This is a genomic window from Natronococcus pandeyae (genome assembly GCF_008122205.1).
GTDB classification, from domain to species: domain Archaea; phylum Halobacteriota; class Halobacteria; order Halobacteriales; family Natrialbaceae; genus Natronococcus; species Natronococcus pandeyae.
The window spans coordinates 404,678-430,098 of sequence record NZ_PHNJ01000002.1 but is presented as its reverse complement, the minus strand read 5'-3'; the positions used below and the strand labels follow the sequence as shown (position 1 = coordinate 430,098).

The window sequence follows — 25,421 nt, the reverse complement described above, 5'->3', positions numbered from 1 at the left end:
ACGTCGAGATCCGTCGACGTGAACGCGGTTACCGCCCAGTATCGGAACGCGATCGCTGCTCAGTATCCGAGTGAGAGGACCCTGTTGACGACGAGCGCACAGAAGACCAGCGCGAGCAGTCCTGCCAGGATCATAAACGCGACGCCCCAGCCGAAGACGTCCGCCAGCGCTCCGGTGACGACCGATCCCAGCGCACCGATGAAGCCGTAGACCGTTCGAATGAGGCCGAACCCGGCGCCGCGCTCGGCGTCGGAGAGGACGTCCATAAATCGCGGAAGCAGCGCTGCACCCCAGCCGAGGCCGGTCCCGAGCAACACGACCGCTGCCAGAAGGGCGGCCGTGCCGGAAACGGTGACCAGCAGGACGAACCCGATCGACGCGAGGATCATACAGCTCGCAGTCGCGAAGTCCCGCCCGTACCGATCGGAGACCGCGCCGACGCCGACCTGGGTCGTCGCCTGCACGACGAAATAGCCGCCGAAGACCAGGCCAGCGAGTTCCTCCGACTGCCCGCGGTGTTCCATGAGAAACAGCGGCAGGAACGAGGAGGTCGCCTGCCAGACGAACGCCCCGCCGATCGCGAGCGCGACCGGGAAGGCGATCTGCGGCCGCGAGAGCAACTCGAGGATGGCCTCGAGGTCGACCCGATCACCCATCGGCTGGCTGGGCCGGCGCGGTTCCGTAGGGTCGATGCGCCAGGTAAACAGCACGAAGATCAGGATCGCGATCGGCACCGCGATCGCGACGGCGGGCCGCCAGCCGTAGCGGACGCCGACCCAGGCCGCGATGGGCGGCGCGATCAGGCCGGCCGCGGGGCCGCCGCTGTTGTGGACCCCGATCGCCGCGCCGATCTCGTCGTAGGTCCGGGTCAGCAGCGTCGTCGCCACGCTGTAGTGGAGGCCGGCGACGGCGCCGAGGAGGATCGTTCCGACCACGAAGACGGCGAACGCCGGCGCGAGCGCGAGGAACAGACACGCGACCGCCGTTCCGCCGACGGCGACGAGGATGACGGGGCGTTCACCGAACCGGTCCGCGAGGATGCCACTCGGGTACTGCGAGGCGAAGTAGGCCATCCACATTCCCGTCAGTGCGACACCGATCACCGAGTTGGAGACGTCGAACTCCGCGGTGATCTGTCCGACGACCGGACTGATCGCCAGCCGGCCGGCCATCGTCGCGAAGAACGCGAGCGTACACAGCGCGAGAACCGTCTCCTGATATCGCCAGCGCATCGTCGTGAACCATCACCTGCGGTCGGTACGAGTGACCACCTAACCGTCACCAGTGGGGCCGTATGAGAGCGTTGATACCGGCAGCCCGGACCGCATCGTGACCCGGAACGATCGTCGCTTCACCGACGATCTCCTCGCGCTCGTCACGCGGCTAACGAACATCAGGATCGGCGTGTTCGCCGCGTCCGCCGCGTTCAGCAGTATTCGACGGCGAGAAAATTCGTGAACTCGCGAGCCAGGACGTGGCTTGGCTGTGTGCCGGCGACGTGGCCCCGGACGACGACGGACTCCGTCAGCCTGCGAGCGTGGTGCTTTTGCGACCGGCCTCGAATACGCATAGTATGGACCTCACCCACCGTCCTCGACGGCTCCGACAGGACCGGGTTCGCGGGCTCGTCAGCGAGACGAGCCTCGAGCCCTCGGACTTCATCGCCCCGGTGTTCGTCGACGCGACGACCGACGAGCGCCAGCCGATCGAGTCGATGCCCGGCCACGAGCGGGTGCCGATCGGCGAGAGCGTCGCCCGCGTCGAGGAAGTGCTCGAGACCGGCGTCGAGGCCGTCATGCTGTTCGGGATCCCCGAGTCGAAAGATTCCGAGGGAACCCGCGCCTGGGCCGACGAAGGGGTCGTCCAGGAGGCGACGCGGCTGATCACCGACGAGACCGACGCCTACGTCATTACCGACGTCTGTCTCTGTGAGTACACCGAACACGGCCACTGCGGTCCGCTGGAAGAGGAACTTCACGGCGAGGACGTCGCGGAGAGCGGCCCCGCTTGCGACCCGATCCAGACCGTCGACAACGACGCGACGCTCGAGAGTCTCGAGCGGATCGCGATCTCCCACGCCGAAGCGGGCGCAGACATGGTCGCGCCGAGCGGCATGATGGACGGGATGGTCGCGGCGATCAGGGAGGCGCTGGACCGCGACGGGTTCGAGCACGTCCCGATCATGAGCTACGCCGCGAAGTACGAGAGCGCCTTCTACGGGCCGTTCCGCGACGCCGCCGACGGGGCGCCGTCGTTCGGCAACCGGCGCCACTACCAGATGGATCCCGCGAACGCTCGTGAAGCGATGCGGGAGGTCCGTCTCGACGCCGAGCAGGGTGCCGACGTCCTGATGGTCAAACCCGCCCTGCCGTACCTCGACATCGTCAGCGAGATTCGACGGGAGTTCGATCACCCCGTCGCCGCCTACAACGTCTCCGGCGAGTACGCGATGCTCCACGCGGCGAGCCAAAAGGGGTGGCTCGACCTCGAGGCGGTCGCTCTCGAGTCGCTGCTGTCGATCAAGCGTGCAGGTGCGGATCTGATCCTGACGTACTTCGCCGAGGACGTCGCGGAACGACTCTCCGCTCGGAACTGACGCGAGGCGAGCGCCGGGGAGAGATTCGGACGAACGTCCACTCCGGGGAGAACGGGAGCCGGACTGCGGCAATTTTAACCGCGCGCGAGTCTCGAGAAGCCCGTTCGAGGCGCATTCGGTACGGAATGCCGACGGAACGACTGCGGTTCGGTTTACAAACGACATAGTATTATTCGATACAACGATGAATCTTCCACTCCAGACACCCTTATATGGATTAAATTACCTCTAGATATGGACGGATAGCCCTATTACAGAATGGAAAACAACCGATTGTCAACGCTAACCCTTATATTCTCCACCTCCATCAGCCGTAGACGTGAATTCGAATACAAACACGCAGGCTGTCGGAGGAATAGTGGGCGTTCGTCTACGGATGTCGAACAGCGGTTCGGGAACTGAGGTGAAGACGGAATGGTAGAGACGACCGTCCTCGAAGTCACCGCCGCCGACCTCGAACAGCTCGCGACGGGAATGAACCTGATGTGGGCGCTGACGGTGACGTTCCTGATCTTCTTCATGCACGCCGGGTTCGCGATGCTCGAGGCGGGACAGGTTCGCTCGAAGAACGTCGCGAACCAGCTAACGAAGAACATGCTGACCTGGGCGATCGGCATCTTCGTCTTCTTCGTGATCGGGATGGGGATCTCGAACAACGTGGGTGCGGTCCTCGGCGGCGGCGAGTCCACGCCGCTGACGATGTTCGGCGAGGGATCGTTCGACTGGGCGATGTGGTTGTTCAGCGCGGTGTTCGCGATGACCGCCGCCACGATCGTTTCCGGTGCAGTGGCGGGCCGCGCGAAGCTTCGCGCGTACGTCACGTACACGTTCCTGCTCGCCGCGGTCATCTACCCGGTCGTCGCGGCGATGGTCTGGTACGCTCCCGGCGGCGAGCCGATTCTGGCGAGCCTCGGGTTCGCCGACTTCGCGGGCGGGATGGTCGTCCACGGCGTCGGCGGTATCGCCGGCCTCACCGCCGCCTGGATCCTCGGCTCCCGGATAGACAAGTACAACGAGGACGGCAGTATCAACATCATTCCCGGCCACTCGATGACGTTCGCCGTGCTGGGAACCTTGATCCTCTGTTTCGGCTGGTTCGGATTCAACGTCGGCACGGCCGCGACGGTCATCAACCCCGAGACGTTCGAACTGGCCGACTTCGATTACGTCGGGAGCGTCGCGATGGTCACCGCCCTGGGCATGGGCCTCGGCGCGCTCGGCGCGTCCACGGTCTCGCTGGTGATGAACGGCAAGGTCGACACGCTGTACGTCGCCAACGGAATGCTCGCCGGCCTCGTCGGCGTCACCGGTCCGACGGACCTCATCACGCCGATGGGTGCAATCGCGATCGGCTTCATCGCCGGCGCACAGCTCCCGATCGTCTTCAAGTTTGTCGAACAGCGGCTCAAGATCGACGACGTCTGTGCCGTCTTCCCCGTCCACGGGAGCGCGGGGATGCTCGGGCTGCTCATCTACCCGCTCTGGTCGATCGAGGGAACCGCGATCGGTGGCGGACTCGTCGCCGGCGGAATCCTCTCGATCGAAGCCAGCGCGTTCGCCCCACAGTTCATCGGCGTCGCGGTCATCACCGTCTGGACGGTGCTCGCGACCGCAGCCATCTGGGGCGCGTTCAGAGCGGTTGGACAGGCCCGCGTGACCCCCGAACACGAGCGCGACGGGCTGGACGTCGCCGAACACGGCGTCGACACCTACCCCGAGTTCGGCAAACCGGATCTCGCCGCCGACGGGGGACGCGCCGTTAGCGACGACGTGATCCGCGCAGATGGCGGAGAACCCAACGACGGACAGATCAAGATGGTCACCGCGATCGTCCGCCCCGACCGCCTCGGCGCGGTCAAGAAGGCCCTGGCGGAAGCCGGTGCCCCGTCGCTGACCGTCACGAACGTCTCCGGCCGCGGCTCACAACCCGCGAAGAAGGGACAGTGGCGCGGCGAGGAGTACACGGTCGACCTCCACCAGAAGGTCAAGATCGAATGCGTCGTCGCCGACATCCCCGCCGACGAGGTCGTCGACGCGATTCGGAAGGGCGCGAACACCGGCGAACCCGGCGACGGGAAGATCTTCGTCACGCCCGTCGAGCGCGCCGTTCAGATCCGTACCGGGAAGACGGACACCGACGCGGTCTAACGAGACGAACTGGCTCGAGAACGGTCCTCGCTGCGGTCCTTCGGTCCTCGCTGCGGTCCTCCACTTCTTATCGCTGGTCGTCGTCTCCGGTCACTCTCGATGCCCCACGAGTCCGGCCGTCGACGAGTCGCGCCAGCGCGCGTCGCTTGACCAGCGCGAAGCCGATCGCGACGACGACGAACCCGGCGACGGTCGTCGACTCGAGGGCCTCGCCCAGCGCTATCCACCCGACGAGCGCGGCGAACACTGGCAGGAGGTACGAGACGAGGTTGAGTTCGACCGAGCCGAGTCGATCGAGCAGATCGAAGTACAGCAGGTAGCCGAGTCCGCCGGCGATCGGGACGAGGTAGACGAACGCGAGCGCCGCGGCCGGCGTCCACTCGACCGACTGCGGTTCGCCGAGCGATATGCTCGCGACGTGCAGGATCGGCGCACCGACGACCATCATCCACCCCTGGAGGGAGGCGACCGGAAGCGAGGTCCGAGTTCGCTGGATGACGACCGCCCCGTACGCGAACGCGATGGCGGCGCCGAGGACCAGGAGGACGCCGAGCGATTCGGCCGTATACAGCGCCGCCGGATCGGGGTTGGCCACGATGGCCGTCCCGAGGAAACCGAGACCGAGGCCGATCACGCCGACGATGCCGAGGTCGGTAGTCGGGAGGAGGAGCCGCGAGAGCGCCGCGGTGATGATCGGGACCGTCGCGACGACGACCGCGGCGACGGCGCTCGTGACGTACTGCTGGCCGGCGAACAGCAGCGCGTGGTGGAGCGCGATCAGGAGCACGCCGCCGGCGAGAATCCCGGCCCACTCGTTCCGACGGGGCCGAATTCGATAGCCGCGAACGGCGGCGTAGCCGAGTACGAGGATCGCGACGGCGTCGAAGCGAAGCGCCGCGAACAGGACCGGTGGCACGACTTCGACGCCGGCCCGGACGGCCGGAAACGTCGAGCCCCAGATGGCGGCGACGAGCAGAAACAGGAACGGGGTTCGATAGCGCATTTGGCAGTATTCAGCGAGTCGATAAAGCAGCTGTTTAACCGTACTGATCCCCGGACGGCGATCGAACCTCGGTACTACTTTCCCCTCCGATCGCAAAGGCTCGTGCATGAACGACGAGCACTCACGCGACCTGTACGATCGGGCGCTGTCGGTGATGCCCGGCGGCGTCAACTCGGCGGTTCGTGCGGCGATCGAGCCCTATCCCTTTTTCGTCCAGAAGGGCGACGGCGGCCACGTCATCGACGCCGACGGTAACCGCTACGTCGACTGGGTGATGGGACTGGGGCCGCTGCTTCTGGGCCACGACCTTCCCGAACAGGTTCGAGCATCGATTCAGCAGAAGGCGAGCGAGGGCCCGATATACGGCACCCCGACCGAGATCGAGGTCGACCTGGCGGAGTTCGTCGTCCGGCACGTCCCGAGCGTCGAGAAGATCCGGTTCGTCAACTCGGGCACCGAAGCGACCACCTCCGCCGTCCGACTCGCGCGCGGCTACACCGGTCGGAACAAGATCGTCGTCATGCAGGGCGGCTACCACGGCGCTCAGGAGTCGACGCTGGTCGAGGGCGACGCCGAGAACCCCAAACCGTCCTCGGCGGGCATCCCGCAGTCGTTCTCCGAGCACACGCTGCCGGTGCCGTTCAACGACGAGGACGCGGTGCGCGAGGTCTTCGAGAAACACGGCGACGACATCGCGGCCGTCCTCACGGAGCCGATCCTGGGTAACTACGGCATCGTCCACCCGGAGGAGGGCTACCACGAGTTCCTCCGCGAGATCACCGACGAGCACGGCTCACTTCTGGTCTTCGACGAGGTCATCACCGGCTTCCGCGTCGGCGGCCTGGGCTGCGCCCAGAGCGAGTTCGGGATCACGCCCGACCTGACGACGTTCGGCAAGATCGTCGGCGGCGGCTTCCCCGTCGGTGCGATCGGCGGCCGCGCCGAGATCATCGAACAGTTCGCCCCCTCCGGCGACGTCTTCCAGGCCGGCACCTTCTCCGGCCACCCCGTGACGATGGCGGCCGGCCTCGAGACGCTGCAGTTCGCCGCCGAGAACGACGTCTACGACCACGTCAACGGATTGGGGGACCGACTCCGAAGCGGCCTGACTGACATCGTCGCCGACCAGGCGCCCAGCTACACCGTCGCCGGCACGGACAGCATGTTCAAGGTCATTTTCACGCGCGAGGGTCCGGGTCCGGACTCCCTCGAGGAGCAGTGCTCGTCCGGCTGCCGACAGAACCCGACCTGCCCGCGCTACGACTACTGCCCGAAGAACGCGGCCGACGTGAAAGCCGCCGAGACGGATCGCTGGCGGCGCATCTTCTGGGGCCAGATGAAAGAGCAGGGGATCTTCCTCTCGCAGAACCAGTTCGAGTGCCAGTTCGTCAGCTACGGCCACACCGAGGAAGACGTCGAGGAGACCCTCGAGGCGTACAAGGAGGCGCTGTAGTCGCGCGACCCGATGCCGGAAACCGATGACGACGGCCGGACGGTGAGCGAGACGACGGGCCGCTGCCGGTCGATCACGGACGCCGAGTGATGGCGCTCGAGCTATCGTCGGCGACGGACGAGATCGACTGGGCCCGGGTCGCCGAGCGGTTGCTCTACCTCTTCCCGCCGGTGATCGGCGTCGGGATCGTCGGTATCCTCCAGGACGTCGAGCCCGGCGTACCGGGCCTCCAGTGGGGACTGGTCCTGTTCAGTTCCTTCGGGTACACGTTCCTGTCGCTGGGGCTGGCAGCCGCGCTCTTTCTCGACGCCCGACGGGTCCGACGGCGCCCGCAGGCGAGCGGTCACTGGCAACCGAACCCGTTGTTCAACGCTATCTTCGCGCTGCTCTGGGCACCGGTCGCGGGCGTCGTCTACCTGTTCCGCCGGCATCGGCGCTTCGGGACGCCGCCGGCGTGGTCTGGCTGGTGGCTCGTCGTCGCGGTCTCCCTCGCGGCGACGCTGATCGGAACCGTCGCGGCGGTGATCGCCGTCGTCTTCTCTCTCCCGCGGCTGCTGACGACTGCGGTCGGACTGGCCGGTGCGATCTCGTTCGGCGCGTTCCCCGTCGCGATCCACCAGGACGCCGCCTACGTCTGCACGAGAGCCGACTCGTGGCGACCGAACCCCGGACTCTACCTGGGGTTCGCGTTCCTGAGTCTGTTCGTCCCGCCACTCCAGCCGATGCTCGCGGGCTACTACCTCCTCCGGCGACGGCGAGCGCTCGGCGTCCCCTGAGCGCGTCAGTCCGCCGCGGCGGTCACGATCGCGTCCTCGTAGCTCGCGACCTCCGAGAGCACCGCCTCGCGGTCGTGCGCGTCGACCTCGAACTCCTCGAGCGTCTCCTCGAGGTGGGTCGCGACGACGGCGAACTCCGCCCGACTGATGTCGAGGTGCGTGTGTGCTGCTTCCATGTTCTCACCCGTGTAATCGACCGGGCCGCCGGTGACCGCACTCAGGAACTGGGTCTGGTGGGCGACCTGGCGTTGCATATCGATATCCTCGAAGAAGTGTGCGACCCGGTCGTCCTCGAGCATCCGTTCGTAGAACCGGTCGACGACGGCGGCGATCGCGTCCTGGCCGCCCAGCCGATCGTACAGCGTATCACTCATTCAGGTCTTCGTACCGGTCCCGTGTAGATAAACACGGTCCCGAACATGTGTCGAGAGCCAACGTCGGGGCGCTGACAGTCGGGCGGGACAAGCGTGCGCTTTTCATACCCCAGGCGACGAGTACCGCCCATGAGAACGCGCGGGACGTTGCGACTGGCGACACGGGGCTCTTCACTCGCCCGACGGCAGGCCGCACTCGTAAAAGAGGCGCTCGAGGACCGACGGTACGAGGTCGAACTCGTGACCGTCGAGACGACGGGCGACCAGATCCGGGACGAACTGATCCACCGACTGGGGAAGACGGGCGCGTTCGTCCGCGAACTGGACGAACGCGTCCTCGAGGGGGAACTGGACGGCGCGATCCACTCGATGAAGGACATGCCGACCGACCAGCCCGAGGAGCTGGTGACCGCGGCCGTCCCGGAACGGGGCCAACCCGGCGACGCCCTCGTGACACCCGACGGCACGACGCTCGAGGAGCTACCAGAGGGCGCGATCGTCGGCACCTCGAGTCTGCGCCGCCGCGCACAGCTCCTGTCCGAACGACCCGACCTCGAGGTCGAGCCCCTGCGCGGCAACGTCGACACGCGCCTCGAGAAGCTGCTCGCCCCCGCGCTGCAGGCGGAACACGAAGAACGGACGGAGGCGGACAAGGAACGCAAGGGGAACACCGGAAACGACGATTTCGAACCCGAGTTCGACCAGAACGTCGACGAGTGGTTCGACGGCCTCTCGGAACTCGAGAAACAGGCCCTCGGCCGCGAGATCGAGACCGAGTACGACGCCATCGTCCTCGCCGAGGCCGGACTCGAGCGCAGCGGGCTTGCCCACTACGTCGACTACCAGCGGCTTCCGGCCTCGAAGTTCGTTCCCGCGCCGGGACAGGGCGCTCTCGCCGTCACCGCGACCGACGGGGAAACCGCCCGTGAGATCCAGTCGCTGATCGACCACCCCCGGAGCCGCGTCGAGACGACTGCCGAGCGCACCGTCCTCGCGGAACTCGGCGGCGGCTGCATCGCCCCAATCGGCGTCTACGCCGTCCTCCAGGGCGAGTACGTCCACACGTCGGTGACCGTCTTCGACCGCGACGGCGAGGAGTCCGTGACCGCGAGTCGGGACCTGCCGGCCGAGCATCACGCGGAGGCCGCTCGCGAATTCGCCAACGATCTGGCCGACCGGGGTGCCGCAGAGCTGATCGCCGACGCCCGCGAGGAGGCCGAGAGCGAGGACGAACCCGCGCCGGAAGACCAGCCCGAGGGGAAATAGATGGGGGACCCGACGACCGATCCGGATCCGAAGCCCGGCACCGTCTACCTCGTCGGCAGCGGCCCCGGCGACCCCGACCTGCTGACCGTGAAGGCGAAACGCCTGCTCGAGTCCGGGGACGTGGTCCTCCACGACAAGTTGCCGGGCCCGGAGATCATCGAGATGCTTCCCGAGGACCGTCGCGAGGACGTCGGGAAGCGCGCCGGTGGCGAGCGCACGCCCCAGTCAGAGACCAACGAGCGGCTGGTCGAACTCGCCCGCGAGGGGAAGAGCGTGGTCCGGCTGAAGGGCGGTGACTCGTTCGTCTTCGGCCGCGGCGGCGAGGAAGCCGAGTATCTCGCCGATCACGGAGTTCCGTTCGAGGTCGTCCCCGCGGTCACCTCGGCCATCGCCGCCCCCGCCGTTGCCGGAATTCCGGTCACCCACCGCGACCACGCCTCGTCGGTCTCGTTCGTCACGGGCCACGAGGACCCCACGAAGGAGGAGTCCGCCGTCGATTGGGGGGCCCTGGCCGACACCGGGGGAACGATCGTCGTCCTGATGGGCGTCGGTCGGCTGCCGGACTACACCAGGGCGCTGCTCGAGGCCGGCATGGCACCCGAAACGCCGGTTGCGCTCGTCGAGCGCGGCACCTGGCCCGGCCAGCAGGTCGCGACGGGCACCCTCGAGACCATCGTCGACGCCCGCGACGAGGCCGGAATCGAGCCGCCCGCGGTGACCGTCATCGGCGAGGTCGCCGCGACCAGAGAGGCGGTCATGGAGTTCCTCGCGAACGAAGCCGACGGGGCGGACGACCGCGCCGAACCGAACGTGACCGACGAGGTGTAATCCGAATGCGAGACCTCACCGTCGCCGTCTTCCGACCCGACGACGAGCGACTCGCGAGCGCGGTCGAACTGATCGACTCGCTGGGCGCGACGCCGGTTCCGGATCCGATGCTCTCCGTCGATCCCACCGAGGCCGCTCCCCGCGAGGACGCCGACTACGTCGTACTGACGAGCAAGACGGGCGCGGAACTCGTCGCGGACGCCGGCTGGGATCCAGGCACGGCGACCGTCTGCGCCATCGGACCGAAGACGGCCGCCGCCGTCCGCAAAGCGGGGTACGAGGTCGATCTCGTTCCAGACGAGTACACCTCGAGCGGTCTCGTCGCCACCCTCACAAACGACGTCGACGGGGCGCGAGTCGAGGTCGCCCGCAGCGATCACGGCAGTCCGGTGCTGCTCGAGGGGCTCGAGGCCGCCGGCGCCTACGTCCACGAGACGATCCTCTACCGGCTGGTTCGTCCCGAAGGCAGCGGCGAGTCGGCCGAACTCGCCGCCGCTGGCGAGCTCGACGCCGCCTGTTTCACCTCGTCGCTGACGGTCGCACACTTCCTCGAGGCCGCCGCGGAACGTGGCGTGCGCGAGGAAGCGGTCGCGGGGCTCGAGGACGCGACCGTCGGCGTCATCGGCGAGCCGACGCGGAAGACCGCGGCCGAGCACGGCATCGACGTCGACGTGGTGGCGAACGAGGCGACGTTCGACGCGTTAGCTTGCGAGACCGTCGAGACGGCTGCGCCGACGTATCACGACTGAGTGGTCACGATTTTTGGAGTAACCGAAACGCGAGCAGCGCCGGCAGCGCGAACCCGAACGCGTTGACGCTGCCGTGCCAGCGAACCATCTCCGGGATCGTGACGAGTACTTGTGTTCCCGGTAGCGACGAGTAGGCGAAGGCGAGCGCCAGCGCCATCGTCCAGAAAACGGACAGCGCTGCGAGGGCCAGGAGCATCCCTGGAAGCCGCGGCACCGCCGGAACGACCTCGCGGAGCAGCACCGACGCGAATCCGATCACGCCTGCCGTGAAGACGGCGACCGCGACGACTTCGATCAGCGGCGAGAACGTGATTCCGACGGCGACCAGGACGATTCCGACGACGATCACGACCGTCGACGCTGCGGCAACGTGATCCGCAACCGTAGTCTCGACCCGACCGTCCTCGGCCGCGACGATTCGCCCCGCCAGCCCGACGACGAGCGGGAGCGCGAAGCCGGCGTAGTGGAAGTGGACGGCCGTCAGGAGGACGATGATCGGCGCAAAGCGCAGGCTGATTCCGGCTGCGTGCAGGGAGAGGAAGACGGCGGCCACGGGGACGTAGAGGCAGGCGGTGTCAATCGCGAGTTCGTGTAGCGGTCCGCCGCGTCTCGTGACCAGGCGCTGGACGCCGAGCAGCGCGATCGATCCCGTGACGCCGAGCCAGGGGACGACGAGCGCCACCGCAACGAGTGAGCCCTGCGGGGCGGCGAGTCCGGCGACGACCGCCAGTGCGGCCGGGAACTGCCCGACGACGGCGGCCGTGTACGGAGCCGTACCGGCAGTCGCGTCTCGAGCCGGCTCGAGGAGTCCGAGCCCGAGCGGGACGAGGACGAGCGCCGCGAGTGCGACGTACAGTTCCACGGCCGTCAGTCCGACCGTGCCGCTGCGGACGGCACCGACGAGCGCGAGCCAGACGACGCTACCCGCTGCGGCGCTCAGATCGGTCACGCGTCGGCCTGCGAGTCGAGGAGAGGCGTGCGCCGAGACGTTCGGCCGTGACCCCGTCGGCCCGGTCTCGAGACGACTCACGCGTTCTCACCTGGCAGGTCGATCCCGTCGAGTGCCGCCTCCGGTGGGTCGTCGGTTCCGGTCTCCCTCGAACGGAACTCGTTTTCGAACGTTCCCTCGTAGCCGAAGACCGTTCCGAGCAGCGGGTTCGTGATCTCGGCCGCCACGCGGTACTCCTCCATCGCGTCGTCGTACCAGTCGCGGAGCCGTCCGTCGGTCGAGAGGTGTTCGGGAAGGGCAAGGTACCGCTCGCCGACCCGGAGCCACTGCGTCCCGATCGAAAGCGCCAGTGCACCCTCAGCCGCCTCGATCTGGAGGTCCGCGGCGACGACACCGCGTCGACCGAACAGATCCGTGATGCAGCCTCGAGCGGGGTTCCACCGGAGCGTGTCGACGAACGTTCGTGGCGGCGACGTCTCGAAGCGTCGTCGGAGAAACAGCGCCTCGTTGCCGGCGGCGTCGACGAACGGCTCCGTCGTGATCGTGAACGGGACGTCGGTCCCGGCCTCGGGAAAGAGAAAGTCGTCGACGGTGCCGAGCCAGAGCGCCGGCAGCGCGAGCGGGTGGCGCTCGAGTTCGTCCATCCGGCCGACGCCGACCGCGATGCGACTGTCGCCGGACTCGAGGCCGTATCGCTCGCGAACGCGAGGGTGGAGTCGGATCCACCCCTCGCCAACTTCGCGCTCGAACAGCCCGGTCACGGCTCGTCGCCTCCGGCCGTCTCGAATCGACTGCGTTCGACTGTGTTCGGGTGCATTGCTCGATCGGTGATTCAGTGGCGTTCCTCCGACAGAGACGCCGACAGCGTCCGGAGCGACGCCGGCGAGACGCCGAACGCCGTCACGTCGTTGGTCGCCGTCGTGTTGTCTTCCGCGAGCACGCGATACTGGTCGCGGCCGAACGGGATCCAGGGGATCGGATCGACGGCGGCCGCGAGAACCGCGGCCAGCGCCATCGGAATCGGGACGACGATCCCGCCGCCGCGGATCTGCGTGACTGTCTCCGCGAGCGTGAGTCGCTCGGGACCGCCCAGTTCGTAACACTGGCCGGCATGACGGTCCGCCTCGAGCCCGTCGGCGATCATCGGCGTCAGGTCCTCTACCCAGATCGGCTGGAGGCGCATCTCGCCGCCCGGCAGCGGGACGAGCAGCGGTGGCGCGATCCGTTCGACGAACGGCACGAACGCACAGCCCTCGCCGAAGACGACCGACGGCCGGTAGATCACCCACTCGAGCGACGAGTCGCGGACGACCCGTTCGGCCCGTCGCTTGGCCCGGAAGTAAGCCGTCTCGACCGTCGACTCGACGCCCAGGCCGCTCAACTGGACGAACCGGTCGACGCCGGCCCGCTCGCTTGCCGCCACGAGGTGGCGGGTGCCGTCGAGGTGAACCGACTCGTGGCTCCGGTCGCGCGGCTGGACGTGAGATGGGAGTGCCACGAGGTTCACGACGGCGTCGTGACCCGCGACGGCGTCCTCGAGCGGCGGCTCGGTCACGTCGACCGAAACCGTCTCGGCCGCCGCCGGGAGTCCGGCTCCGTCGGGCGTTCGCGAGGCGACCGTCACCGCGTGCCCGCGCTCGATCAGCACGCCGCAGAGCGAGCGTCCGACGAATCCCGACCCGCCCGCGATCAGGACGTCCATACCGTTCTCTTCGACCACGATCGCATAACAGTTCGGTTCGCTTACCTGTTTTCGGACGGGAGCCTCGATGCCGCTGCCGTCCACGACGTGTGTTAGAGGGGGTTTCAGGGCCCGAGGAAGAGATCTCGGAGAGCGATTCCGACGAGCGTGAACGCCGTGTGATTTCGTCTCAACCAGATTTCGCAAGGCGTCCCCATAATCCCACTGAGCACCTACTAGAGACCATATGGACGTACATTCAGCTTTCGAGACCGATCTGGATCCGCCGGGATCGCTCGGGCTACGACTGGCGTTTCTCACGCTGTGGGGTATCGACATGGTCGCCGCCACCCTCTTCTTTCTCGTCCCCTACGCGACCGAACTCAACCCGATCACCGTCCTCTTTTACGGGCTGTTCGGATTACCGGGTGTCGCGCTCGCGGCGGTGTGCTACGCTGCGATCGTGATCGGTCTCGGCCACGTTCTCTCGGATCCGATCGATCGCCGGTTCGTGAGCACAATGGTGGCGGTGTATCTCGCGCTCGCAGCGAACAACGTCTTCCTGCTGCTCTTCCGCGAAGCGCCGCTGACCCCCGGATAACCCTCGAGAGACGCGACCCGAATACTGGCGACCGTCACCGAAGCCGGAAGTTTATCCCGTATGACGACCCATCATCGACCGATGAACCGATGACCGGGCCGGTTCCCGAACTCGAGGATCGAGCGATCGCGTGCGCGGAACATCTCTGTGACTGCGATCGCGTGTTGCTCGCCTCGCACATCGACGCCGACGGGCTGACCAGCGCCGCGATCGCCGCGCAGACACTCGAGCGCGCGGGGGTTCCCTTCGAGACCGTCTTCGAGAAGCAACTCGACGAGGACGTCATCGCCGGGATCGCGGCGACCGAGTACGACACCGTCCTCTTTACGGACTTCGGGAGCGGCCAGTTAGACGTCATCGGCGAGCACGAGGATGCCGGCGCGTTCACGCCCGTCATCGCCGACCACCACCAGCCGGCCGATCGAGAGACCGAGTTCCACCTCAACCCGCTCCTGTTCGGAATCAACGGCGCCTCGGAACTTTCGGGTGCCGGGGCGAGTTACGTCCTCGCGCGGGCGCTTGCCGAGGTTGCGGACGAAACGGCCGATAGCGGCGAAACGGTTACCGCAGCCGACGGCGGTGAGCGAACTGGGAGTTCGCGATGCTCGTCGGAGCGGCGCTCCGACGGCGGGACGGCGACGGCCCGCACCGACAACCGCGACCTCGCCGCACTCGCCGTCGTCGGCGCCGTCGGCGATATGCAGGACTCGGAAGGCGAACTCCACGGCGCGAACGCGAAGATCGTCGCGGAGGGCGTCGAAGCCGGCGTCGTCGAGACCGGCAAAGACCTCGCGCTCTACGGCAAACAGACTCGTCCGCTGCCGAAGTTCCTCGAGTACGCCACGGACGTCTACATTCCCGGCATCTCGAACGACCAGAGCGGCGCGTTGCGGTTCCTCGACGAACTCGACCTCGATCTCAAGTCCGACGGCGAGTGGCGCTGCTGGGCGGCGCTCACGAGCGAGGAGAAACAGACCGTCGCGAGCGCGCTCGTCAAGCGGGCTGTCTCGCGCGGCGTTCCCGCGACCAAGATCGACCAGCTCGTCGGCACCAGCTACGTCCTCAGTGCGGAACCCGTCGGAACGGAGCTCCGGGACGCGAGCGAGTTCTCGACGCTGCTCAACGCGACGGCCCGGTACGACCGCGCCGACGTCGGTCTCGGGGTCTGTCTCGGAAACCGGGAGGGGGCGCTCGAGCGCGCCCGCACGCTCCTGCGGAACCACCGTCGAAACCTCTCGGAAGGGATCGACCTCGTCACGACGGAAGGCGTCACCCAGGAGGAACACGTCCAGTGGTTCCACGCCGGCGACCGCATCCGCGAGACGATCGTCGGCATCGTCGCCGGAATGGCGATGGGTAACGACGGCGTCAGCCGATCGAAGCCGATCTTCGCGTTCGCGGAGAAGAGCGCGGAGCGTAGCTCCGCGAACCAAAGCGGCGAAGCCGCGGAGGAGAAGACCGATGGCGACGACGAGGCCGACGAGGAGATCAAGGTCTCGGCCCGCGGCACCCACAGCCTCGTCCGGAAGGGACTCGACCTCTCGCAGGTGATGGGCGAGGCCTCGCGGGCGGTCGGCGGCGACGGCGGCGGTCACGACGTCGCTGCTGGCGCCACCGTCCCGGCGGGTCGTGAAGAGGAGTTCGTCGAACGCGCCGACGAAATCGTCGGCGAGCAGCTTTCCTAGCTCGAGCGATCCATCGACGCCGGCACCGTCGGCACCAGCGGCGCGCGCGAGGTCAGCAGATACGTCGACTTCCGGACCGCACCCTTGGCGTACTGGATCGTGCTCTTGTGGACCGGCGTGCGCTTTCCGCGGATCTGCGTGCGACCCTCGAGGATGGCGTCGATGAGGTCGTCCCCGTCGATGTCCGCCTTGGTCGGGTTCGCTTCGTCGGGCGTGACGAGAATTTCGGTGTAGGCACGGCCGACGTTCGGCAGGTAGTGTGCGTCGCTCGCGCCGATCTCGGGGTAGCCGCGCCGCCTGGCGAACGTCCGCGCGCGACGGTTTCGGTAGCCGGTAAAGAGCATCGAGTTGTAGACCTCGATCGCGTCGGCATCCCGGATGTGGCGCTTTCGGACGCCGTGGCGACTTCGCTGGAAGGGGTGGGGGATGATCGCGACACCGCCGAGTTCGCGGACGGTCTCGACGGTGTCCATGAACGGCTGACCGGGATCGGGTCGCTCCTCGACGCCGATCGCGAGCAGATGGCCGTGCCGCGTCGAAACCTCGACGCCCGGAATGCCGACGAGCCCGTATTCGGGGGCGAGTTCCGCAGCCCGGAGGGACTCGCTGATCTCGTCGTGATCGGTGATAACGACCCCGTCGAGTCCGATGTCGGCCGCGTGCTCGAGAACGAGCTCGATCGGTTCGTGACCATCGTAGGAGTCGTCCGAGTGGACGTGGAAGTCAATGGCGAAGGGGATCTGAGATGTCATGGGACCGTACTGGGAAATCCGTTACAGACGATACTCCGGACGATCGCATAAGCGCTCCGACGGCGGTCGACGGCAGAGAACGCGGTTTTTCGTATCGTAATATGAGGTTTATCGATCGGCGTTCGCCGACACGAACGGGGTATCCAGTGACGACTGGTCGAGGACCCACTGCTGAGAATTCTCGGGGTAGAGAATCAGTTGCCGACGCTTCGAGCGCGCCGTACGGACTCGCTACGTCGACCAGCCGTCCGGAACGGAGTCCGTGAGACCGACGCCCTCGAGGATGCCCAGTATCTCGACCGGATCCGACGGGTTCTCGACGGAGTCGGAAATGCGAGACATACACTCGAAAAGACCGTCGACTGCGGCCTGGCGGGTCGAGACCCGACCAACTATCTCGGTGATCGACCGATCCTCGAGTGAGTACCGGTACTGGAGGTCCCAGCAGTAGCCCAGTCCGAGTCCGGGGTGTGAACCATCGGCGGGAGTGCGATCCGCGATGAGTTCGATCGGCAGTCGAGTGTGACGGTACGCGAGGTAGCCGTCGCAACACTCGACAGGGCCCCATTCCGGTGGGAGTGCCTCCAGTGGAATGGGATGTTGATCGGAATACATTGTGGACCGCTATCGCAGTGGTGGGTGTGTCGGTTCCGCTTGCATACTCATCCTCCGTATGTAGGATACCCCTACCGTGTCATTCGTTTGACCGGTTTGGCGGAGTGTACACGAGCGATCGTCCGATCGTCCGACTTTTGTCTTCGCTCGCGCTCGTATCGAGTATGGCAGAGTTCGATCCCGAGAAATTCGAAGACAAGTACGCCAACTACTTTCCCGAACTCCAGCAGGCGTACAAGAACGCGTTCAACCGGATGAACGACCGGTACGACTCCGAACTCGTACACGCGATCGACCAGCAGGTATTGAACGAGAGCGAACCCTTCTACGAGGGAGACGGAGAGTTCCGAGTCGAGCTCCCCGACGATCCGTACGATCGAGTGACCGGCGTCCTCGTCGAGGAAGAGCGGTTCGAAGAAGTCCTGGAGATCCACGTCGAGGAGATCGAATCCGAACTCGAGCGCGTCTTCGGGTTTGCCTGAACCGTCCCGCGCAACGAGGGCGAACGGGAACGACGGAAGGTTTAGGGAGTCTCGTCCCCAACGCCGATACATGAGCACCGAAACCCAGGACGGAGACGACCTCGAGGACCGCGTCGCGAACTTCCTCCGACGGAACTTCCCGCAGATTCAGATGCACGGCGGTAGCGCAGCGATTCAGGACCTCGACCGCGAGACAGGCGAGGTCACGATCGCGCTCGGCGGCGCCTGCAGTGGCTGTGGGATTTCGCCGATGACGATCCAGGCGATCAAGAGCCGGATGGTCAAAGAGATCCCCGAAATCGAGAAGGTCAACGCTCACACCGGTATGGAGGGTGGCGACGATATGGGCGGCGGCATGAGTCCCTCCTTCCCCGGCGAGACCGTCGACGACGGCGAGGCAGACGAAGGCCCCGAAGCGCCGTTCTAACCGGGTCGTCGCTTGGGCAGCGGTTTTCTCTTCGCATTTTTACGGACGAATAGTCGTCACGCCGCGCGTTTTCGCGGCCCGTAGCGCCGCGCTACCTGCACCCACGGCCGCGTTCCCAGGCGCGGACGAGCGTCGTGAGCGTGCGATTGGTCGGCACCTCGAGCCCCCACTCTGCCGCTCGATCGACGACGTAGCCGTTGATCGCGTCGATCTCGGTCCGGCGATCGGCGAGCACGTCCTGGCGCATCGAGGACGTGTTCGCGGCCGTCTCTCCGGCGACCTGTTCCATCGCAGCGAGTGCATCACGGTTCGAGAGTTCCACCCCCTCCGCACGAGCGACGCGTGCCGTCTCGCGAGTGGCGGCGCGAGCGAGATCGTTCGCCGGCGTCTCGAGGACGGCACCGTTTTGCGTGGCCGTCAGCGCCGTCACGGCGTTGATCCCGGCGTTGACGGCGAGCTTTTCCCACAGCCGTCGGGGCATCTCGTCGGAGACGGTCGTCTCGAGACCGCTCGACGCGAACGCGTCCCCGACCCGTTCGGCGGCCCGTGAGCGACCGCCTCGCCAGTCGCCGACCACGACCTCGCCGACTCCGGTACACTCGACGACACCCGGCTTCCGGAGGATCGCACCGTAGGACGCTGTCCCCGCGAGAACGGCGGCTTCGAGTCCGGAAGCGAGCGTCTCCTCGTTTCCCATCCCGTTCTGGAGCGACAGGACGGCGTCGAACGACCCCGTCGCGAGCGTCTCGGCGGCCGCCGCGGTGTCGAACGATTTGACGGTGACGACGGCGAGTTCGGCCGCGAGTCCCTCGCCGTCGGTCGTCGCCCGCGGCTCGACTTCAGCCTCGAGTTCGCCCCCGAGAGAGAGCCCGTTCTCGCGGATCGCGTCGACGTGGTCCGCGCGTCCAACGAGCGTCACCGCGTGCTCACGCGCGAGGGCGGCGCCGACGAGACTCCCGAGGCTTCCGGCCCCGAAAACGACGATATCCATGCCGACAGGTGATCCAGTGCGGTAAAAACTGTTTTCGTCCTAGTCCTCGGTCCAGTAGTACAGCTCCTCCCGTTCGGCCCCGCAGGACGGACAGTTTTCGGGCAGGTCGTCCTTGAGATCCCCCATCTCACCGCACTCGAGGCAGCGCCACATCAGCTCCGCCTCGCCGAGATTCTTGCCCGATCGGACGTGCTGGACGCTCATCCCCTCGAGACCGTCCCGAACCGTCACGTAGAACCCCTCCTCGTCGAACCCGCGAATACGGCCAACTTTCGTTCCATCTTCCGTATACACTTCCGTGCCGAATCCGAGACGCGGTGGTTCTTGCTCTTCGGCCATGTGACATCCTAACATTCTGCATCAGTATAAAGGGAGTACGGGGCCAGAACGCCCGGTTTAATCGATTTCGGGACAGTCATAGTATCTTCTCGAATCGCGACTGAACGAAACCATAAACCAGTAATCGCGATACAAAATGTGGGTGGACAGAACTGAGTGAGCAGAAGCTGTATCGTCCGTCTCGCTGCAAACGGCATCAGCACTCGTCTCGCGACCTGATTTCAGCAACCGCGACAGTTCAGCAGCCCGCAGAACAGCGATAACTACCGTCACGGTATGACGGCTACTATGGCGTGGGACGGTTTCACGGCGTGGAGTTGGCAACTCGCGGTTCTGCTCTCGCTACTGGTGTCGCTGCTCGTCCTCCGACGAATTATTCGACCGCAGGGACGGTGGAGTCGCACGCTTCGCGAGCGGTTTCTCCTGGGCGTTCCCTGGGGATCGATACTCACGATCGTGGGCGTGCTCTCGGTGTATCTCTTCGTTCAGGGAGGGTTCTGGCACTGGGACCGACCTGTGACGATGGCGTTCACTGCCTCGTCGTACCTGTATCCGATGGGTGTGCTGTTTGCCGCGTTCTCGCACTCACATCCCGGTCACCTCCTGAACAACCTCACGAGTGCGCTCGTCTTCGCGCCGCTGGCCGAATACGTCTGGGGACACTACGCCCACGAAGGAAAAGCGACTCCGGACTCCCGACCGGCACTCGAGTTACGGTGGACGAATCCGTGGATCCGTGCGTTCGTACTCTTTCCCGGGGCGATCTTTCTCGTCGGCCTGGCGACCGCGCTATTCTCCTGGGGACCGGTTATCGGGTTCTCGGGCGTCGTTTTCGCGTTCATGGGGTTCACGCTCGTACACTATCCGTTTCTTACGATCGTCGCGATGGTAGCCCGCCGCGGCGTACGAGCGCTCGTCAACACGCTCGCCGAGCCGGTCGTCGTCGCAGAAACGACGGTCGAGTTCGCCCAGCCGTGGTGGTCGGGGACGGCCGTTCAGGGACACATCCTCGGCTTTCTTATCGGCATCCTCTTCGGGGTGCTTCTGGCGTGGCGTCGAAACGAACGCCCGGATCCGCTCGAACTGTGGATTGCATCGGTTCTCGCCGGACTGTGGCTGTCGCTCTGGACGTTCTGGTGGATCCGCGGTCCCGAGACGTTCGTGCTCTACGGGGCACTCGGTGTCATCGCCGTGCTCGCGCTCTCGTTGGCGATCACGGTCGCAGTGAGCGCGACCGACCGACCGATCTACGGCCGGATCACGCGCCGATCGGCGGTGGTGTCGATTCTCCTCGCCTTGCTCGTGGTGATGAGTCTCGTTGCCGTCCCGCTCAACCTCGTCGCCGTCGAGTCGGACGACCGTGACCGGGCACTCGCCGTGGACGAATACACGGTTTTCTACACCGAAGAGACCGAAGACAAGCGGGTTTCGTACGTCGACCTGACCCTGTTCGGCGAGACGACCGATCTGACGACCAGCGGCGTCATCGTCGTCAACGAGAACCGACACACCTGGCATCGAGCGCTGTCAGCCGACGAACTCCGGGCGTACGGCGACGCACGCGTCACCGTCGGTGGCCTGGGCTGGCAATCTATCGTCGACGTAGACAGAACCGGCTGGGACGTCGCCGGCAACGAGACCGCCTATCACGTCCACCTCGAACACGAGGGTGAACGCGTCCACGCCTTCGAGTCGGGATCGGTCGAAGCCGAACCGATCGTCGACGATCGTCGGATCGCACTCGTCGCTGAAGGAGGAGAGTTCTCTCTCGAGGTCGAGCACGACGGGACCGTCGAGCGGGCTCCCATACCCGACGAGAACGAGTTGGTGACGGCGAACGAAATCGCGTTCGTCCGAGAGAACGGAGCGATCGTCGCGGAATCGGGCGAGACGCGCGTCACCGTTGCCGAACGAGAGACGTACGACGACGACGAACCACCGGACGAAAACGGTGACCGACTCCGGGTCGAAGACCGCCCCGCCTCGATTACGAATACGTCGTGAAGGATCTGCGCTCGAACTGTTCGGCGGAAAGCTGTGGAGTTCGTTCGGTGTCGCACCGACGAGTCCGTGAGGTTACATGAAGTCCTCGATCCCGGACTGTTTGTTCTTGTCGTTCTCGAAGACGCTCTCGAGCGACCGCTCTAGAACCTCGAGGCGCTGTTTCGTGTAGGTCCGGCAGTCGTACTCCTCGGCGACCTCGATCGCGGTCTGCATGTACTTGTTGACCGATCCCTGGTGGACGGTGAGGTTCACGCGGCCGCCACACTCCCGGCAGCTCTCGGTCAGGGGCATCCGACGGAACTTCTCGCCGCAGTCGAGACAGCGCGTCTCCTGTCGGGAGAACGCCCGCAGATTACCGATCAGGTCCGGCAGGAAGTGGTACTCGATGACCCGCTCGGCGACGTCGGTCTCGTCGACCGCCGCGAGCTTTCGCGAGAGCTCGAGCTGGGCGTCCATCTTCTCCATCATCGACCCCAGGGTCTTGTACGCCGAGAGGTCGGGCCCCATCGCGATGTCGGTGGTGTCGTGAGTGTGCTCGAAGCCGGTGTACTCGCCGTCGGTTCCCAGCGTGTCTTCGCCGATCTGGATGTCGACCTCGTCGGCGTCGGCCTGTTCTAAGGTCGCGAGGTAGAACTCGCGGGGGTACTGCGAGACGATGTCCATGTTGTGAGCCTCGTCGTCGATCTCGGAGGGGTCGATTCGGGAGGACATGACCAGCGGCGCGTCCATCTTTCCGCCTCGTTGATCTGGCAAGAAACTTTCACTAAAGTTCAATAGACCGTCCATCAGGAGCATCACGCAATCCTCGTCGCCGTCACAATTGCGCCTCTTAGCGGCGTGAAAGTACGGATGAGCGTACCCGACTGCTGCGCTCGTGAATCCTATCACCCTTCCGACAGTCGCCGCCGACGTGTGCGGCGCCATCCCGAAGACGAGTTCGCCGACCAGGTCCTGTCGGTCCTCGAGTTCGTAGAAGGGCTCGAGCCCGTAGTACTGCTCGAGCAGGTCGTCGATGAAGGCGGCGGTCTGCATCATGTGCTCGGCCGCGCCGTTCGAAAGGACGATGTCCTGGACCTTGAGTTCGACCAGTTGATCCTCGTGCGTGAGCGGTTCGCCATGGATGTCCTCCTCGTAATCGAGCGCCCGTAGCTGTCCGACGTCGACGTCGAGTTCGCTCGCCCGGACCGAGGTGACGGGAAGGTCGGTCATGTCGTAACGGACGGTGCCGTCCTTGAACGACGAAACGTCGTGTTTCGCCCGCAGAACTCCTTTTTCGATCGGTTCGGGGATCTTGGTCGCCGAAGAGAGCCCCTTGACGCCCTTCAAAATCTCGAAGGCGTTCTCCCGCTCGCCGACCGACTCGAGGGCGTCGCGGTACTCCTCGTTGATGTCGATTTCGCGTCGGTCGACGCAGGTCGCCTCCACCTCACAGTGGCCACACTCGACGCGTCCGGCCTCGTCGGGTTCGATCTGGCTGTCACAGTCCGGACAGCGGTAGTCCGGCGTCGTTCGGTCGCCACAGTCCGGACAGCGGTTCTTGAACGTCTCCGTGCCACAGGACTCACATCGCTGGCGGCCGATCTGAACTTCGACGACGCCGGGGGTATCCGACATCGTCTCGGCGTGTTTGGCCGCGTCCGCGACGTTGCGCTGTGCGCCGCCGGCCTCGCCGATCGGGAAGAGGGTGTGGACCGGCGGGCTCAGGTCCCGGCGCTCGGACTTCTCGGGTCGGCCCATCCGGTTGCCGACTCGTGTCGGCGCGCGCTCGCGGACCGCGAAGGGGGCCACCTCGTTGACCGCCTCGATAGCGTTGTCGCCCGCCGATTCGTGCCCCCAGCTTCGGGCGCGTTCGGAGAGGTCGTCGTCGGCCCAGGTCCGCTCGAGGCCGAGGCCCGGTTCGTCGAGTTCGGGGCCGTCGGCGGCGTCGGCCGATCGCTCGGAGGCGCCGTCGGTCGCCGTCTGCCGAATCTCGCAGCCGGCAGCGTGAACGAACGGCTTCCAGTCGTCGATCTCGAGGCGGTCCTCGCGCTGCCGGTGTTCGATGACGATCCGCTCGAGGGCAGCGCGAACGGTGTCGGTGTGCTCGAGAACGAGCGTCTCGCCGGCGTTCGTGATTCGTCCGTTCGAGACGGCTTCGGCGAGGGTAGAGAACTCCTCGACGGTGAGGTCGTGCCAGAGGTAGGTGTACTCGGGGTGGAGGGGGGCGTCGTACTCGTGGGCCCACTCGAGAGCCCGCTCGGCGGGCGGGAACTCGAGGTCGATCCGGGGGTCGTCCCGGAGTGCCTGGACGTCCGCGCCTGCGGCCTCGAGGTCCTGTATCCACCACTCGTAGGTGTACGACGCCGGCGCGAGCGGGTGGTTGTTCTCGACGAACTCGCCGTAGTTGACGAGGTACTCGCCGAGGTCGAGGATCTTCTCGACGCCGTTTCTGATCTCGAGTGCTTCCTCGGGGTCGTCGACCCGGCGGACGTCGCCGTTGGCGAGTTTGACCGTCGGCCCCTCGAGGGAGTCGACCGGGACGACGCCGGCCGCCTTCCCGGGTCGCTCGGTCTTGATCTGGGTGCCGGTCGCGAGGAAGTCGTCGACCAGGTGCATCGCGGCAGGGTGGACGCCGGCGGTCGCAAAGCCGTGATTACGCGCTCGGCCGTAGCGCAGTCGGAATCCGCCGTTCGCACAGGGATGGGAGAAGACGGGCCGGCCGGCGATCAGGTCGCGGAGGAACTTCGTCGACTCCTCGACGCGAGGCGGTCCCGTCGATTCGTCGCTCGCACCGGAGTCGGCTTCGCTTGCATCCGAGTCTGTGTCGCCATCGGTCTCGTCGTCGGACTCGTCCGCGTCGTCGGCGTCCGCCTCACCGTCACTAGCGTAGTTGCCGTCGATGAGGTCCTGCAGCCAGGGCCAATCGATCTCGTCGAGAGCCGACGTGTAGCGCTGGATCTTCGGCGCCTTCAGCGCGATTCCCTCGGCCAAGACGAGACACATCCCGCCGCGGGCGTTGTTGGTGTCGACGCGCTCTAAGTCGCGGAAGCCGGAGACCTCCTCGTCGCCGGTCGCCTCCCCGTCGAGCATGATCGGGAGGTGTTTGGCGATAAACTTCGTCTCCTTGTCCTTGGGTGTGTACTGCAGCCCCGTCTCCTTGTCGTAGAGGCCGATCTCCTCGGCGTAGCGTTCGACCTCCTCGCTTCGGGCGTCGTACTGTTCGATTCCGACGAGTGCGCGCGTGTAGTCGGCGACGAGGACCGAGAGTGCCTGGGCGGTCCCGCCCGCCGAACGGATCGGACCGGCGTAGTAGACGTTGACGAACTCGGTACCGTCGTCGTTCTCGAGAATTTCGACCCTGTCGATCCCCTCGATCGGTGCGGCGACGACACCCTCCGTGAGCAGGGCGACGGCCGTCCGGACAGCACCCTCGACCTTGCCGGCTTTCGTCTCGTAGTCGCCGACCCGGCCCTCCGCGAAGTCCTTCGCGAGTTCGAGCGCCGCCTCTTCCCTGCTCATCTGGCCCTCGAGTTCGCGGACGCGCTCGGCGACGCCGTCGATCCCGAGAATGTTCTCGACGCGGTCGGCCATGTCCTTGGCAACCGGAATCTCGACTTCGGGTTTGGGATCTCCGCCGCGCTCTTTGGCCCGCTCGGCGACGTCGAACGCGTCGTCCAACTGGGACTCGAGTCGCTCGAAGTACTGTTCGTCTGCCTCGCGCAT

23 protein-coding genes are annotated in these 25,421 nt (G+C 66.1%); 12 read left to right on the top strand and 11 right to left on the bottom strand.

Annotated features, from left to right (window positions below):
- Nucleotides 1-59: 59 nt before the first annotated feature.
- Nucleotides 60-1,232 (bottom strand): MFS transporter, encoded by a 1,173-nt coding sequence (locus CV102_RS05665; RefSeq protein WP_148856917.1) that lies wholly within the window; start codon nt 1,230-1,232, stop codon nt 60-62.
- A gap of 341 nt (nt 1,233-1,573) precedes the next feature.
- Here CV102_RS05665 and hemB point away from each other — a divergent pair, with 341 nt between their 5' ends.
- Both hemB and CV102_RS05655 read left to right on the top strand, forming a co-directional pair.
- Nucleotides 1,574-2,596, top strand: a complete 1,023-nt coding sequence (gene hemB, locus CV102_RS05660) for a porphobilinogen synthase (RefSeq protein WP_148856916.1) — start codon at nt 1,574-1,576, stop codon at nt 2,594-2,596.
- A 414-nt stretch (nt 2,597-3,010) separates the two neighbouring features.
- A complete protein-coding gene (locus CV102_RS05655; RefSeq protein ID WP_148856915.1) occupies nt 3,011-4,744 on the top strand; it encodes an ammonium transporter in 1,734 nt (577 codons plus the stop codon).
- A 67-nt stretch (nt 4,745-4,811) separates the two neighbouring features.
- Here the strand turns inward: CV102_RS05655 and CV102_RS05650 are convergent, their stop codons facing one another.
- Nucleotides 4,812-5,747 (bottom strand): DMT family transporter, encoded by a 936-nt coding sequence (locus CV102_RS05650; protein ID WP_148856914.1) that lies wholly within the window; start codon nt 5,745-5,747, stop codon nt 4,812-4,814.
- Between the two features lie 106 nt (nt 5,748-5,853).
- Between CV102_RS05650 and hemL the strand changes: the two genes are divergently transcribed.
- A complete protein-coding gene (hemL, locus tag CV102_RS05645; RefSeq protein WP_148856913.1) occupies nt 5,854-7,200 on the top strand; it encodes a glutamate-1-semialdehyde 2,1-aminomutase in 1,347 nt (448 codons plus the stop codon).
- 89 nt (nt 7,201-7,289) lie between these two features.
- Entirely contained in the window at nt 7,290-7,976 is a 687-nt protein-coding gene (locus tag CV102_RS05640) for a hypothetical protein (RefSeq protein WP_148856912.1), read from the top strand.
- Nucleotides 7,977-7,981: 5 nt separating this feature from the next.
- Here CV102_RS05640 and CV102_RS05635 read toward each other — a convergent pair whose 3' ends face one another.
- A complete protein-coding gene (locus tag CV102_RS05635; RefSeq protein WP_148856911.1) occupies nt 7,982-8,350 on the bottom strand; it encodes a group I truncated hemoglobin in 369 nt (122 codons plus the stop codon).
- Nucleotides 8,351-8,479: 129 nt separating this feature from the next.
- Here CV102_RS05635 and hemC point away from each other — a divergent pair, with 129 nt between their 5' ends.
- The 3 genes from hemC to CV102_RS05620 are packed head-to-tail and all read left to right on the top strand — an operon-like array spanning nt 8,480 to nt 11,193.
- Nucleotides 8,480-9,616: a hydroxymethylbilane synthase gene (gene hemC / locus CV102_RS05630; protein ID WP_148856910.1), complete on the top strand. Its 1,137-nt coding sequence runs from the start codon at nt 8,480-8,482 to the stop codon at nt 9,614-9,616.
- The gene (cobA, locus tag CV102_RS05625) at nt 9,617-10,444 is read left to right on the top strand and encodes a uroporphyrinogen-III C-methyltransferase (protein WP_148856909.1); all 828 of its coding nucleotides are present in this window, start codon (nt 9,617-9,619) and stop codon (nt 10,442-10,444) included.
- A gap of 5 nt (nt 10,445-10,449) precedes the next feature.
- Nucleotides 10,450-11,193: a uroporphyrinogen-III synthase gene (locus tag CV102_RS05620; protein WP_148856908.1), complete on the top strand. Its 744-nt coding sequence runs from the start codon at nt 10,450-10,452 to the stop codon at nt 11,191-11,193.
- Between the two features lie 4 nt (nt 11,194-11,197).
- Here CV102_RS05620 and CV102_RS05615 read toward each other — a convergent pair whose 3' ends face one another.
- The 3 genes from CV102_RS05615 to CV102_RS05605 all read right to left on the bottom strand — a co-directional run bounded on the left by CV102_RS05615 (nt 11,198) and on the right by CV102_RS05605 (nt 13,844).
- Entirely contained in the window at nt 11,198-12,142 is a 945-nt protein-coding gene (locus CV102_RS05615) for a YndJ family transporter (RefSeq protein ID WP_233710637.1), read from the bottom strand.
- Nucleotides 12,143-12,219: 77 nt separating this feature from the next.
- Nucleotides 12,220-12,903, bottom strand: coding sequence for a DUF4166 domain-containing protein (locus CV102_RS05610; protein ID WP_148856906.1), 684 nt, complete (start codon nt 12,901-12,903; stop codon nt 12,220-12,222).
- A 71-nt stretch (nt 12,904-12,974) separates the two neighbouring features.
- Nucleotides 12,975-13,844 (bottom strand): NAD(P)H-binding protein, encoded by an 870-nt coding sequence (locus CV102_RS05605; RefSeq protein WP_148856905.1) that lies wholly within the window; start codon nt 13,842-13,844, stop codon nt 12,975-12,977.
- 226 nt (nt 13,845-14,070) lie between these two features.
- Here CV102_RS05605 and CV102_RS05600 point away from each other — a divergent pair, with 226 nt between their 5' ends.
- Together CV102_RS05600 and CV102_RS05595 are read left to right on the top strand one after the other, a co-directional pair.
- On the top strand, nt 14,071-14,424 hold the full coding sequence (locus tag CV102_RS05600) for a hypothetical protein (RefSeq protein ID WP_148856904.1): 354 nt from the start codon (nt 14,071-14,073) through the stop codon (nt 14,422-14,424).
- A gap of 89 nt (nt 14,425-14,513) precedes the next feature.
- The gene (locus CV102_RS05595) at nt 14,514-16,109 is read left to right on the top strand and encodes a DHH family phosphoesterase (RefSeq protein WP_148856903.1); all 1,596 of its coding nucleotides are present in this window, start codon (nt 14,514-14,516) and stop codon (nt 16,107-16,109) included.
- Here the strand turns inward: CV102_RS05595 and CV102_RS05590 are convergent.
- Nucleotides 16,106-16,861: a PHP-associated domain-containing protein gene (locus CV102_RS05590; protein ID WP_148856902.1), complete on the bottom strand. Its 756-nt coding sequence runs from the start codon at nt 16,859-16,861 to the stop codon at nt 16,106-16,108. The genes CV102_RS05595 and CV102_RS05590 overlap by 4 nt on opposite strands.
- Before the next feature lie 231 nt (nt 16,862-17,092).
- Nucleotides 17,093-17,476 (bottom strand): hypothetical protein, encoded by a 384-nt coding sequence (locus CV102_RS05585; protein WP_148856901.1) that lies wholly within the window; start codon nt 17,474-17,476, stop codon nt 17,093-17,095.
- Nucleotides 17,477-17,640: 164 nt separating this feature from the next.
- Between CV102_RS05585 and CV102_RS05580 the strand changes: the two genes are divergently transcribed.
- Nucleotides 17,641-17,958 (top strand): DUF5783 family protein, encoded by a 318-nt coding sequence (locus tag CV102_RS05580; protein ID WP_148856900.1) that lies wholly within the window; start codon nt 17,641-17,643, stop codon nt 17,956-17,958.
- A gap of 70 nt (nt 17,959-18,028) precedes the next feature.
- Nucleotides 18,029-18,385 carry a NifU family protein gene (locus tag CV102_RS05575; RefSeq protein WP_148856899.1) on the top strand — a complete coding sequence of 119 codons (357 nt, stop codon included), beginning with the start codon at nt 18,029-18,031 and terminating at the stop codon, nt 18,383-18,385.
- Between the two features lie 91 nt (nt 18,386-18,476).
- On the opposite strand, the gene CV102_RS05570 is transcribed toward CV102_RS05575, so the two are convergent.
- Together CV102_RS05570 and CV102_RS05565 are read right to left on the bottom strand one after the other, a co-directional pair.
- The gene (locus CV102_RS05570) at nt 18,477-19,376 is read right to left on the bottom strand and encodes a ketopantoate reductase family protein (protein WP_148856898.1); all 900 of its coding nucleotides are present in this window, start codon (nt 19,374-19,376) and stop codon (nt 18,477-18,479) included.
- Nucleotides 19,377-19,415: 39 nt separating this feature from the next.
- On the bottom strand, nt 19,416-19,715 hold the full coding sequence (locus CV102_RS05565) for a DUF7130 family rubredoxin-like protein (RefSeq protein ID WP_148856897.1): 300 nt from the start codon (nt 19,713-19,715) through the stop codon (nt 19,416-19,418).
- Nucleotides 19,716-20,003: 288 nt separating this feature from the next.
- Here CV102_RS05565 and CV102_RS05560 point away from each other — a divergent pair, with 288 nt between their 5' ends.
- Complete coding sequence (locus tag CV102_RS05560; protein WP_148856896.1) at nt 20,004-21,719, top strand: rhomboid family intramembrane serine protease; 1,716 nt, start codon at nt 20,004-20,006, stop codon at nt 21,717-21,719.
- A gap of 72 nt (nt 21,720-21,791) precedes the next feature.
- On the opposite strand, the gene CV102_RS05555 is transcribed toward CV102_RS05560, so the two are convergent.
- Nucleotides 21,792-25,421 (bottom strand): DNA polymerase II large subunit, encoded by a 3,630-nt coding sequence (locus tag CV102_RS05555; protein WP_148856895.1) that lies wholly within the window; start codon nt 25,419-25,421, stop codon nt 21,792-21,794.